Source organism: Rhizobium anhuiense (assembly GCF_003985145.1).
GTDB classification, from domain to species: Bacteria; Pseudomonadota; Alphaproteobacteria; order Rhizobiales; family Rhizobiaceae; genus Rhizobium; species Rhizobium anhuiense.
In genome coordinates this window covers 514,499-526,815 of record NZ_ML133523.1, presented here as the reverse complement: position 1 = coordinate 526,815, position 12,317 = coordinate 514,499, and the positions used below count along the sequence as shown (strand labels likewise).

Sequence of the window (12,317 nt, the reverse complement as noted above, 5' to 3'; positions counted from 1 at the left end):
TTGATCTATCAATTGCGCAGGTGCAGTTGATACTTTTGCAACACGCAAGGATCTTTGACATGACGAAGAAGACGAACGAAGCGGCATCCGGCCGCTTTGACTACGACGCGCTCAACATCGGCGCGCAGAGCAAGAGAGCGTTGGAAACGACAGCCTCCAACATCCAGGCTTTGGGACGGCGCTCCACGGAGCAGGCGTTCGAGCTAGGCGACCTGCTGGAGCAGGCGTCCGCACTCGTTGAGCCGGGTACTTTCGAGAAATGGGTATCGCAGCGATGCGACATCTCCTCGAAGACCGCGCGCAACTATCGGTCTGTTGCTCGCAATCTCGCTCCGTACCGAACTCGTGCGGTCGAGCTGGCCGTCAGCCCCACGGTTCTTTTTCATCTGGCGTCCGCGCCGGAAGAAAAGATCGAAGCTGCCTTGGCTCATGCCGAAGAGCATGAGGGCATTCGAGTGAGCGAAGTGAAAGCTCTGCTAGCGGACGGTGCCGACCCATCGTTCAAAGAGGTCACAAGCACTGAGCTTGCTGACATCGGGGGTCTTTCTGGGCTGAGGGCACTGATCGATCTCAAGTCGAAAAGTGGTGTTGCCGCCTTCGTTGATAGTGCGTCAGCGCTTGCCAAGACGGTGGAGGACACTTTGCAGAGCAAGCCCCAGGGAAAGCGGCTGCAGAAGGCAGCACTGGTTCCAGTGTTGGAGCCGTTGGCTCGAGCAGCGAAACGTAGCCTCGGCAATGTTTTGCTGCTGGATGCGCCCGGCGACGTCGACGTCCGCAAGCTTTCCGAGAGCGAACTCCCCGCCAACAGCCGCTGGTACAAGGTCTTCTCGACATTGGACAAGCTCGGCAAGCGAGAGGCCTGGCCTGAGGCCAAGGAGTTGGAAATCTGGCTCAGCCAGTCGGTGCTGCCGCTCCTCGATTGGGCAACCTCTCGAACGAAGCAGCCTGAATGGCCGCTTGAGGCCGCCGTTGCCTCGAACTCGCTCGACAAGGTGATGCGCAGTGGGTTGGAGGCGCTGGGTGGCGTCGTGCGGGTTGACGCCCCAAGCCTCGATCCGTCCGAGGACGAGGATGAGACGCTCGAGGACTACGTGCCGCCGGCGATGTTCACCCGGAGTGGTGGAGCATCTGAGGCCATCGGTTCCAACGTCCTTTCTTTCGGTTCGACCGAAGGGCTGTCCGGACTTAGGAAGCCGAAGGCGCTCACGCGCAAACCCGCCGAGACGTCGGCGGACTGAACATAAGAAAGGGGCTCTCGGGCCCCTTTCTTGATTCCGGCTGTGCGTTCGGAGCCATGCTCAGCGCAACCTGATCGCGCTTCACCGGTCGTTTACTATCGCGCGCGGACAGAATTCGGATGTGAGCCCGCCGTTAACCGCGTTCGGGATCTGTTCTCTTTTCGCCGATCGGGTCCTTGAGATCCGGTCCGGGTCCTGTCAGGACTGGGTGGCTCCACAAGATGGAGCAAGCGGCCCAAGCCGGTGCTGGTAACACCGACAAGGGCCTGACCCTCAAGCCTTCTACGAAAAGGAATCGGGCTATGACCATTCATACTGCCAACACCCCAGCCGGGGAAGTTCTGCGCGCTGCCACTGCGGCATCCTCCACCATGTCTTTTGCCGCCGGCTCGGCGTCGCGCCGCCATTTTGGTGAGCACTTTGCTGTTCGGGCAGAACCGCCGGTGCTGCGTCGCCACCCGCATCTGGTGCGGTACCCGGACGTCGAGGCCGACTTCGACGCGCTGATCGACAAAGCCATCGGCGCCATCTCGGAAGGCGAGCCGGTCGAGGACGAGATTCTCGGCCACTATGTCGCCGTCGCTTCGCTGGTCAGGGCAGTGAGTTTCCGTGAAGGCAAGCTGCTGGAGCAGGCCGTCGAGCGGCTGGCCAAGACCAATCCGGATCTGGTCGTGCTGATGCAGTCGATCAAACTGCCACTGGTGAAGGCCGCGATCGAAGCGGTTACCGGCAATGACTGGCGCCAGCTCGAGCGCGTGCGGCTTGATTGCGAGGCGCCGGCCAAGGGTAGTTACACACCTGACCTGATCATCGTGAACCGCGTGAAGCGGGCCGCCTTCGTGCTGGACCTCAAACGCTCGCTCGCCTCCTACGGCGACACCAGCCGGCTCGAAGAGCTGAAGCTCCGGATGTTGGCGTCGGCGATGATCTTGCCGGACTGGCTCTACAAAACACAGAAGCGGCTGATGGTCGAGACGGTCGGTGTCGCGATCATCGACGGCGCCAGCCGCCCGAGCGATCGTGCTGCGGGCGTCTGGGCGCTCTCGGAAATCGATGATCTTCTCGAGATCGATGGCGCCGCGGCTTGCATGGCGGAACTGCGGCTGCGCTTCGGGCGTCGTGTCCAACAGCTTCTCGAGGTCGAGGCGCGCCGTGCACTCGGTCTCCCGGAGACGCCAACGGTGCCGTCGGCCGCGGCTTCCGAATCGATTTTGCACATGACGTCGACATCCGCGCGTCGGTTCGGTGTGCTGCGGGCAATTCCGCGCGTGATGATGTGCGAGGAGACCGCAGACCGCGACGAACACGGACCCGGATGCGGTTGCGGTTCCTGTGAAGATCCGAGCTTCGATGATGATGACGATGGTCGCGAGGATCCGGAGGCATTGGCAGATGACCCAGTCACCTGGCCGCCGGCGCACATCCGCATTGGCTTTGCGCGGCGCCTGCTCGACGCCTGAGGCGAGCCCGCCTTTGCTTGAAGGAGGCTATGGCTGCGGCGCGTGACGCCGCGGCGGCCTCTTGCCGTTCCCATCATCCTTGAAAAGAAGCCGTCCGCTGAAGCCGGACCGGCTAGGAGATCCTGCATGTCCGCAAACATCATGTCCGCCCAAACACCATCGACATCTGCCCGCCTCAAGCGGGGCGGCTCGAGAGCTTCTAAACTCAATCAGCCTCTTGTGGCTCCGCGTCCGCAGGACGACCCAGCTCTGATCATCGGCCTCGCTCTTGCGTTTGCCCGGCAGGGGTCATCGAAAACGCGCGCCATTCCGTCCGTCCTGCTCGACCGGCTGCGCCACCATGCACGGTTCGGCGAGCCAACCTGCCGGCTAGTTCTCGACTGCCTCGACAGGAGGGCAGGCGCCAATCGTCGGACAGCCGCTCGTCAGGGCGTGCCTTCGGAAATTGTTTCCGTTCACCCAGTCAAGAGGGAGGGTCGTTGATGGATCGACTGTCTTCCTTCCTGCTACGGCGCTTGGCCCATGTCGAACGCCGTGCCGTCCGTCGGCTCGCGGTCCGCAACGGCCTGCTGACGATGAGCACCGCCATCGTCGACGGTCATGTGGTCAGCCGCTTCAATCCCGAGTTCGATCCCTCCCATCTCAATGGCGACCTGAAGCAGGACCGGCAGTGGATGCGGGATCATCTCCCAGGCTTTCTGATCAAGGCGCCGCTGGACGGAAACGGTCGTCCCGTTCTCGTCCCGGCCCTGCCGGGGTGGCCAGATCACCTCAGGCGGCATCCGGCAAACATTGAGGCTGCTGACACGGCCGCACATCCCTACGCGGTCCGTGTTGTTACCGAGGCTGGCTACAAGCCGAGCGTCAAACATATGGCCACCCTGCTACTGCTTGCAGCGGCATTGAAACAATCCGGCGTCACACTGCGCGATTTGGTCGCGATCCTGCGGCAGCCCGCACCCGTCTTCTCCGTAGCTGTCCTCGCCGATGGCTTCGAGCGGGCCTTGTCGCAGCTCATCGAAGACACCGGCATCGTGCCGTACGGACCTTGCACCGGCGTGGCGGCGGATTTTGCTTTCACTGACGATCTATGGAAGTGGGTGGAGAGCGAGACCAAACGCGTCTTCCTGCAGGTCGCGGCTGGTGAGACGAACCGTCCGAGCCGCGCAGCGCTGCGCGGACAGTTGCTGCGAGCTCTGGCGGACGGTACGCCTGTGCTTGCCGTGTCGGAGACGCACACTGGCGTTCCCGAGCAGATCGATCTCACCTGCGATATCAGGCTGACGGGCGCCGAGATCGATCGTCTGCTGATCACCGATCTGCTGGAAGCCACTTATGGCAGTGATGCGGTCATGCATTTTGACAGCAGCATTGCGAAACTCGATGCCGGTGCGCTAACGCTCGACGATCTGGCTATCGCCATTCGGCCAGGACGCCCGATCCTCGCCAGCTTTGATGCGCTTGCCGGGCTCGCGGCCCTGAACCGCGACGATAAGAAAGATGGGAACGACGGAGAAAAGGCGGGCGCGTCGCGGCGTCTCATCACGCAAAGCCCGAGCGAGCGCAGGGGAGAGAACTCGGGGGATGGCGACGGGTCGGACGGTCGCGCATCGTCGACCTCGTCGTTGAAGGGCAGAGACAAACGCAAATCGAAGGCGAAGCCGACGGGGGCCGAGGTGATCAAGCCGGAGCCAGCCGGTGATAAACCCTCGTCGACCGCGACACCCGTGCTGCGGGTTGAGACGCTGACGGGCTATGGTGCTGCGACGGAATGGGCGCTCGGCTTGAAAACCGATCTTGCCGATTATCTCGGCGGTGAACTCGTCTGGTCGCAGATGAGCACGAAGCTGCTTCTCTCCGGACCGCCGGGGACAGGCAAGACAACTTTTGCACGGGCGCTTTGTAACTCGTTGCAGGTGCCACTGGTCGTCACCTCTGTCTCGACATGGCTACAGGGCGAGTATCTGCATGATGTGCTGGACAGGATGGCTGATACTTTTGCGGAGGCCCGGCGCCAAGCGCCGTGCATCCTGTTCATCGACGAGATCGACGGCATTGGCCAGCGCGCCTCGGCGTCGCGACCCTACGCCGACTATTGGAATGCCTGCGTCAACAAGCTGTTGGAGCTTCTCGACGGCGCCCTGAAAACTGACGGCGTCATCGTCGTGGGTGCGACGAACCGGCCGGAAGAGATCGATGAGGCGATCCGTCGCTCGGGGCGGCTGGAAACGCACATCGAGATCCCGCGCCCCGACATTCCGACCCTCGCAGGCATTCTCGCCCATCACCTGGGGAACGACCTCGACGCCATCACGGCGCCAAACGGTCAGGTTAGAGGTCAGCCATGACAGGCAACATGAAGATCGATAACTCCTCGGACGAGATCGAGATTATCCTAGAGCATGGCAACGAGCGTGATATCGAGCGGCCAGAGGCGATCACCGGTGACAGCCCGGTGGCTGAGACGCTCCGGCGTCTGGCAACACGAGCAATGGGCCTGACTGGCGCCGACATCGAACGGATCGTCCGCGAAGCGCGATTGAAAGCTCGCCGAGAAAAGCGTCGCCTCACCTATGCCGATGTCGAAGCCGGCATTCGCGGTCACCGCCCGCCGGTCCCGTATGATGTCCTATGGCGCTTCGCCATCCACGAGTCCGGTCATGCGGTCGTTCATCACGCTCTGCGGCTCGGGTCGATCAAGGGGCTGACGATCGACGCCAAGGACGGCGGCCACAATGCAGTGACCTTTGCGACCAACGCACCTGATACCGAAGCTTGGTATGAGCGGCTACTGGCAATGCTGATGGCTGGCCGTGCGGCTGAACTCATCGTGCTCAGGACTGTATCGGCTGGTTCCGGCGGCGCCGAGCAGAGCGACTTGGCGCGCGCGACCCGCATTGCTGTCGATATGGAGCAGGCGCTGGGTTTTGGTGGCCGCCATCCGCTGCTCTATCTCGAGCACAAGAATCCCACCACGATCCTCAGTCGCGACGCCGAGCTGGCAGAGCGCGTGCATCGCCGACTCGAGTTCGCGCAGGCACGGGCGACGGACGTCATCATCGAGAACCGGCGAGACTTCGACCGATTGGTGCGCGCGCTCTTCGACGCCCAGGCGCTCGATGGTCAGGCGGTCATGGACATCCTGGTCGCCGCCTCGTAAATCCTGAGCGAGGTCTGGAGGACGGAATGTCTGTAACGGTTATCGCACATTGCGACTGGAGCATCGAAGCCAAGAAGCGGTGGATGTGCGTGGCGGTCCGCCAGGGCGAGACATGGGTGCCGTCGGCGCCGGAGCCTGTCGGCGACACGCGGAACCTCACACATCGGCTGCGACAGCGGTCGCCAGACGCCGGGGTGCTGATGGGTTTCGACTTCCCGATCGGTCTTCCAGCCGCCTACGGCAGAGTTCTGGGGACACCCGACTTCCGTTCCAGTTTGCGGTCGTTCGGGGAAGCACGCTTTTCGCGATGGTTCGACGTCGCGGAAGAGCGCGACCAAATCACCATCGACCGACCATTCTATCCGATGCGGCCTGGGGGCACGCAGCGGCAGCACCTTTTCGACGCCTTGGGGCTGACGGCCAAGGATCTTCTGCGCCGCTGCGAGCGGGCGACGCCGGATCGCGGCGACGCCTGCATGTTGTTCTGGACGCTCGGCGGCAATCAAGTCGGTAAGGCCGCACTAGCCGGCTGGCGTGAGATTATCCTGCCAAACTTGGAGGAGCTATCGCTTTGGCCGTTCGACGGAACGCTCCATGACCTGATGATGCCGGGCGCCACCGTAGTCGCCGAGACCTATCCCGGTGAGGTCTATGGGCAGCTTGGAATTCCCCGACGCCCTGTTTGGAGTAAGCGACAGCAAGACGGACGTCGGTCCGTGGCAAGTCATTTGATGCGGTGGCTGGAGAACAGGCCACATGTCGACGGGAGCGAACTCCAAAGTCTGATCAGCGAGGGCTTCGGAAACGGCAAGGACGGTGAGGACCGGTTCGACGCCGCGGTCGGCCTGCTCGGCATGATCGACGTCGTCGATGGCCGCCGGGGCGAAGGGGTACCGGAAGCTGATGATGTCAAAACGTGGGAGGGTTGGATCCTCGGTCAGCAGGCTTAAGTCTCCCACACGTTGATCCACGGCAAGATGATTTGATGCAGGTTGCTCGCAATTCGAAACAAATTGCGCTCATTCGATTCGAACTTCCGGGCGAACGATTCGAAAGTCGAGGGCAACGTTTCCAAACTCTGGGCAAACGTTTCGTTTTTCGATATTTCCGATTCACGTCCTATCGAAAGGGTCGGACATCGTGCATCCGGCGGCGTCAACATAGCCGCGGGATTGCCGGCAACCTGCCTCGACGTGCCCGCAACCTGAAACAAATTGCGCTCATTCGATTCCAAACTCGAAAATTCCGATTCAAAACACAATGATTCCGTTTCGGCGACAAACGCCTTGCGCCGTGCCGCCGGTCCCTTGAGCATAAGAGTGCCATCAACGAAAACAGGGGGAAGATAACCATGGCGCGACAGACCTTAGAGGAGCGGAACGCCAAGCAGAGGGAACGGCAGCAGCGGCTGAGAGACCGGCATCGGGCCGAGCGGCGCCCGGATCGCGACGACGTCGCGCGAGCGATGCTGTTTTGGACGATCACCAGCTATCTCGACCAGGGACGGCAGGACTGGATAGAGGAGCTGGGCGACGCCGTTGTCGGGGTTCTCGTTGACCAAGGCTTTGACGAGCGGGCAGCGGACGAGGTTTTCGATGATCTCGTCGATCGCTATGCCCGCGACGACCAGCCCTTTCGAAGTAAGCCTCACCTGCGGGGCTGACGATTTCCGGCCCTCTGCTCTGCCTGATCACCAACTATTTGTGCAAACGGCGTTATCATTAGGGACTTCGTCCCCCCGTTACTTCGTGAAACGGCGTTTGCAACTGAATCGTTTTTATGAAGCATTTCACCTCCGGTAACCCCCGGTTACCGGAGGTTAACTTCATTCGCATAGCTCGCGTGCCCCGCTTCTGCGGGACGACCAACAACAGCTACGTGAACGGAAATGAACCAATTTTCTGCCAAAGCTTTTCAACGAAAGATCAATGCCTTCTGCCAACTGCGGCTGGCGCCGCTTTTCAAGGACGACGAACTTCCCCGGCTGAAGTGGTATTTGCACACGCTCATTCAGACGAGGAGACCGGCGCCAAGAACCAGTGGCAGGACAGACTGGCACGTTGTCGCGGCAGCCTGCGGCCTGGACACCAATCTGCTCGCGGGCAATGCGCGTAAGATCGATCCAGCCTTTGACGCCATTGGTCGCTGGATCCGGGACATGCGCCTCTTAGCCACGGCAGCGGACCCCGAAGTCCCTCGAACACGAAAGACGCTGAGGACGAAGGCGGTGCCCACAAGTCCCCGACGAGCTCGCCCACCCCAGAACCAGCCCAAACCAGCATCGGGCGCTACAGCAGCAAGTCCACGCACAGGTCTCGAATTCCCAGAACCGTTGTTCGACGTCAGGGAAGATCCGACGGACTTTTCCGAAGCGTTACAGCTCCAGCTCCGGCGCCATGGCGAAACCTACTGGACGCTTTATCGCGGCATCATTGGTCCAGATGACGTCACCGACAAGAATACGCTTTTAAGCTGGATCGAAGGCCGGAAAGTGCCGCGGAGTATCGAGAGTTTCGAGATCTTGTCACGAATCGAGCGACGGTACCGGCTTCCTGCTGGCTACTTCAAAGCCAAGCTTCCACACCCTTCACGATCGGCGTCAGGGTTTGAGCTGTCCGGCATAGAGCCTGCCGAACGGCGTCGCATCGCCTGGCATCTCCCTGAGGATTTCAACACGCTGTCCTTCCAGAAGAGAGAGGAAATCATCGATTGGGTACGGCGGGTTATTATCAGCGGCACGACGGACTACCGGAAATACCAAGCAGCCGCCGCCAAGCAGCGTTACGCCATCCGCTTCCCCGGCGTCTCCTATGGTGGGCGGGCGCCACGCGACGGGAAAATCGTCGTTCCTGCGAACTATGAGCAGACCTGGGTCGAGGATCCTGACTTGCTGTCAGGCGTGATAGAAGCGCCGCCGTCACTTGCAATGGAAATGGCCGACTTGGTGCGCTTCAAGACGTCAGCTCTGACGTCGGTCGGCTTTCAGCGAAACGGGGTCTGGGGTGAAGAAACCGCCTCGCAGAAGATCGAGCATCTCGGGCTGATGTTCGGTGCCCTTACAGCATCGAGAGATGGAGAGGTGAAGGGCTACGGGGTGCCGGTCCGGCAGTTGACGTTCGGGCTCCTCATTTTCCCCGGCGTCTGGGATTGGTATCTGCAGTGGCGGGAGACGCGCCGCGGCTTCTTCACTGCTTGGGAAGTCGACATGTTGCGGATCGCCTTGGCGATCACCAAAGAGGGGACCGGATGGCTTCGGCAGCATCCGGAGCTTCTTGCGCGGGTTCAACCGATCGCCGGCCTCGTTTCGCAGAATGAGATCGACTATGCGAATGCGGACTGGCACGGTGCCTGCGACGACTTTCACAAGCATGCTGCCCACCGCGTCAAGGAAATCCAAAGGATCGCTCGTGTTCATCGCGATCCGTTCGAGCCGATCATGCCGGTCCTTGAGGCGGCAAGCCCCGTCGGCGAGTATCGCAAGATCACCGAGGAGATCATCCGCCTGATGCCGGATGAACATCGTTATCCTCGGCCGGCCGCCGAAGCGGTGCGATCATTTCTGATGCTGAGGCTTGGTTTGCACCTTGGGCTTCGCCAGAAGAACCTCAGGCAACTGATGCTCAATCCGAAAGGCTCGATGCCGCGCTCGGAACGCGCGCTGGAAAAGATGAAGCGGGGCGAAATCCGGTGGAGTGATCGGGAAGGTGGCTGGGAGGTCTTCATTCCTGCTGTCGCCTTCAAGAACGTACACTCGTCCTTCTTTGGCGACAAGCCGTTTCGGCTCGTGCTTCCGGACCTCCTGGATCTCTACAAGTACATCGACGCTTATGTCGATCGGCACCGCTCTGTGCTCTTGCGGTCGGCCGCGGATCCCGGCACGTTCTTCGTCAAGACTGTCAAGACGACCAGCACAAACGCGGCCTATGACACAACCAGTTTCTACGAGGCCTGGCGTCACACCATTCAGCGCTACGGCATCTACAACCCCTATACCGGACGAGGCGCGATCAAGGGGCTGCTCCCGCACGGTCCTCATAATGTCCGTGACGTGCTGGCGACCCACATCCTAAAGCAGACTGGCTCCTATGAGCAGGCGAGCTACGCCATCCAGGACACCGCCGAAATGGTCGCCAAGCATTACGGGCGCTTCTTGCCTCAGGACAAGGCCGCACTTGCAGCCCGCATCCTCAATCAGGTCTGGGAAGCCGCCTGACGCGGAAGGAGGCGTCGGAAATTATTTCCGGCGTCTCGCCTCGTTCTTTGCTTCGCGCGCCCACGGAGGTGGCAGCCCCTTTTCGATCCATGGCAGCAGTTTGATCGGCTTCGGTTCGATGCCGGCGGTGATGATTGGATACTTGCTAAGAGCATCGCGCATCAACGGCAGACCAGCGGGGTTGGTGTAGCGGGTGTTGGTTTCACTTCCCTCGCTCAGGCGTCCGGAAATATCATCGATGACCTCTGGAGACACGCCAGCTTGCTTCAGCGTATCTGCCATGCCGTGGCGGAACGCGTGCAAGGCGCGATCCCACATCTTGTCTCCGAGGCACTGTTTCATGATCGGGAGGAAGACGTCATAGAAGCGGTCACCCGGATCATTCATGGTCTTGTCGGAGAACAGTTCAGGGAACACGGCCTCATAGCCCAGCTCCTGGAGCGATGCACAATAGTCCAGGAAGCCCAAGCGAACCAGCTCGTCCGGGACTGGCAATAACCGCTCTGATTGCACAGTCTTGAGCCGCCGGAACTTGTTCGTCCGCAGGATCAGCACCAGGCCGCCATCGTCTTCCGCGACGTCGTCCAATGCAAGCCCTGCGAACTCGGCTCTGCGCGCACCGAGATAGGAAAACATAACGGGTAGGAAATAGGCCGCGTCATGAAAGACGTGCGGTCCGGGCTTCTTGCGGCCTCGATCATGGTTCAGCGAGCCGGTGTAGATCGGGCTTGAGAAAATCGGTTTGATTTCGTCGGGCTTCGGCTTGTGCTGTTGTTGGCGAATAATCCCGGCCTTCGGCTTTTTCGGTCTCAAGCCCCGGAAGGTCCAATCGTCAAGTTCGAACCCGTGGCCTTGGACATACGTCAGAAAATGGTCCAAGTTTCCGAAGTGTTTGCGGATGGTGGCTGCCTTGAGGCCGACGGTCGCTTTTTTGCCCTCCGCCTTGGCCCGCTCGCGCAGCATCTCGCCCTCAGCGCGAAGCTCGGGTGCCGACATCGCCCTCATCCTGGCGCTTTTTCCCCAGTTAACAGGAATATCGTTGAGGTGCTGGCGAAACACGCCGATATGGTATTGGGTAATCTGCCCGGTGTGTTCAACTCCGTGTTCTTCGAGCACGCCCTTGAAGATGCGAACTGCTGCGCGTGCGTCACGTGCGGTCGTCTCATCCCAAGCGTCGTTCATGTTCTTGACGAGCTCTTCGCACGCAGCTTCGAAATCGGCGAGGGGAATGACGGGGCGCGTCTTTGCTTCAATTGGCTCACTGACAGCGACACGCGGCGAGGGGGTGAGATCGAGCGTCGTCACCGGCGGCACTGCGGGCGCAGAGGGCTCGACCTCAACAACATAATCAGCGGGAACTGCGATCTCCAATAATGGCGGCGTCGCTTTCAAGGGTGCGACGACTTCGATAAAGGCAGGCTGTGGTGTCGAAGCCGGACCGCCCGTGAGTTCGCTCAGATCACGATCGGCGAGGGGATGCCGTTCCGCGACGTCGAAAAGGCCTTCCGCCCGCCCACTGAAATAGGCCTTCATGGCCTTTTCCTCGTTCAGCGGGTTTGGACTGATTTCGAAGAGGTGCATCAATCTTCGAATGCCTGCCTTGAAGCCGCGCGTGTTGGCCTCGTGAAGCAGTTCGAAATAATTGGAGCCGATCGCGAAGATATGGGAGGCGGGAACCCCGTTTTGCCTGAGGTAGGCTAAGCCGCGGCAATCGTCCTTCAGCGTCAGGTGATGGGTGATGCCGAACAAACCGAGCAGTCGATAGGCCCATCCATTTTCCAGATCCATTTCCAGCTCTGAAATGTCGGCGGGCCGGCCATAGCGCCGCGCCACGATCGAGACATCTTCAAGATGCATGAGCATCATGTCTCGTTCGTGTTCGCAAAGCTTTTGGAGCTGCGCCTTGGACATGGGTTCCTTCTGCTTCAACTTCAGTTCGGCAACCAGCATGTTGAGCTTGCGGCCGATCGCCTGCGCTTTCTTATGATCAGAACAGTGAAGGCTCAGTGAAAGCCGGCTGCCTGGTCGGCACTGCCCGAAGGCGCTTGGGACGCGCGCACGCCAATAGAAGATATTGCCGCGGCGGGTGAGATTCTCGACGTCGTGGCGGACCGCCATGAGGAACTTGCCCTTGCCTGCCACCGGCGCTGCCGCCGCGCATATTTCGCGTGGGCATCACCTGTGGGCTACAGTTCTGGGCATCAGGTCGCCAATGATGCCAAAACGATATCCGGCACGACTGGAAA

9 protein-coding genes are annotated in these 12,317 nt (G+C 60.7%); 7 read left to right on the top strand and 2 right to left on the bottom strand.

The window, feature by feature from the left end:
* Positions 1-59: 59 nt before the first annotated feature.
* From EEQ99_RS13175 to EEQ99_RS13155, 5 genes are all read left to right on the top strand, one after another.
* Entirely contained in the window at positions 60-1,238 is a 1,179-nt protein-coding gene (locus EEQ99_RS13175; protein WP_127430581.1) for a hypothetical protein, read from the top strand.
* 302 nt (positions 1,239-1,540) lie between these two features.
* Positions 1,541-2,698, top strand: a complete 1,158-nt coding sequence (locus EEQ99_RS13170) for a hypothetical protein (protein ID WP_244604799.1) — start codon at positions 1,541-1,543, stop codon at positions 2,696-2,698.
* Between the two features lie 482 nt (positions 2,699-3,180).
* On the top strand, positions 3,181-5,046 hold the full coding sequence (locus EEQ99_RS13165) for an AAA family ATPase (protein WP_127430579.1): 1,866 nt from the start codon (positions 3,181-3,183) through the stop codon (positions 5,044-5,046).
* Positions 5,043-5,858 (top strand): ATP-dependent metallopeptidase FtsH/Yme1/Tma family protein, encoded by an 816-nt coding sequence (locus EEQ99_RS13160; protein ID WP_127430578.1) that lies wholly within the window; start codon positions 5,043-5,045, stop codon positions 5,856-5,858. Before EEQ99_RS13165 ends, EEQ99_RS13160 begins: the two co-directional genes overlap by 4 nt.
* 26 nt (positions 5,859-5,884) lie before the next feature.
* The gene (locus tag EEQ99_RS13155; protein WP_127430577.1) at positions 5,885-6,808 is read left to right on the top strand and encodes a DUF429 domain-containing protein; all 924 of its coding nucleotides are present in this window, start codon (positions 5,885-5,887) and stop codon (positions 6,806-6,808) included.
* On the opposite strand, the gene EEQ99_RS13150 is transcribed toward EEQ99_RS13155, so the two are convergent.
* On the bottom strand, positions 6,805-7,173 hold the full coding sequence (locus EEQ99_RS13150; RefSeq protein WP_127430576.1) for a hypothetical protein: 369 nt from the start codon (positions 7,171-7,173) through the stop codon (positions 6,805-6,807). The two genes, EEQ99_RS13155 and EEQ99_RS13150, sit on opposite strands and share 4 nt — an antisense overlap.
* Before the next feature lie 36 nt (positions 7,174-7,209).
* Here EEQ99_RS13150 and EEQ99_RS13145 point away from each other — a divergent pair, with 36 nt between their 5' ends.
* A complete protein-coding gene (locus EEQ99_RS13145) occupies positions 7,210-7,521 on the top strand; it encodes a hypothetical protein (protein WP_105381569.1) in 312 nt (103 codons plus the stop codon).
* Between the two features lie 225 nt (positions 7,522-7,746).
* On the top strand, positions 7,747-10,071 hold the full coding sequence (locus EEQ99_RS13140) for a hypothetical protein (protein ID WP_127430575.1): 2,325 nt from the start codon (positions 7,747-7,749) through the stop codon (positions 10,069-10,071).
* Between the two features lie 21 nt (positions 10,072-10,092).
* Here the strand turns inward: EEQ99_RS13140 and EEQ99_RS13135 are convergent, their stop codons facing one another.
* Complete coding sequence (locus tag EEQ99_RS13135; RefSeq protein WP_244604798.1) at positions 10,093-12,213, bottom strand: site-specific integrase; 2,121 nt, start codon at positions 12,211-12,213, stop codon at positions 10,093-10,095.
* Positions 12,214-12,317 lie beyond the last annotated feature (104 nt).

Excerpts from the sequence above, each read along its gene's own strand:
- EEQ99_RS13175 (WP_127430581.1), top strand. The coding sequence starts at position 60 with ATGACGAAGAAGACGAACGAAGCGGCATCCGGCCGCTTTGACTACGAC.
- EEQ99_RS13170 (WP_244604799.1), top strand. The coding sequence starts at position 1,541 with ATGACCATTCATACTGCCAACACCCCAGCCGGGGAAGTTCTGCGCGCT.
- EEQ99_RS13165 (WP_127430579.1), top strand. The coding sequence starts at position 3,181 with ATGGATCGACTGTCTTCCTTCCTGCTACGGCGCTTGGCCCATGTCGAA.
- EEQ99_RS13160 (WP_127430578.1), top strand. The coding sequence starts at position 5,043 with ATGACAGGCAACATGAAGATCGATAACTCCTCGGACGAGATCGAGATT.
- EEQ99_RS13155 (WP_127430577.1), top strand. The coding sequence starts at position 5,885 with ATGTCTGTAACGGTTATCGCACATTGCGACTGGAGCATCGAAGCCAAG.
- EEQ99_RS13150 (WP_127430576.1), bottom strand. The coding sequence starts at position 7,173 with ATGCTCAAGGGACCGGCGGCACGGCGCAAGGCGTTTGTCGCCGAAACG.
- EEQ99_RS13145 (WP_105381569.1), top strand. The coding sequence starts at position 7,210 with ATGGCGCGACAGACCTTAGAGGAGCGGAACGCCAAGCAGAGGGAACGG.
- EEQ99_RS13140 (WP_127430575.1), top strand. The coding sequence starts at position 7,747 with ATGAACCAATTTTCTGCCAAAGCTTTTCAACGAAAGATCAATGCCTTC.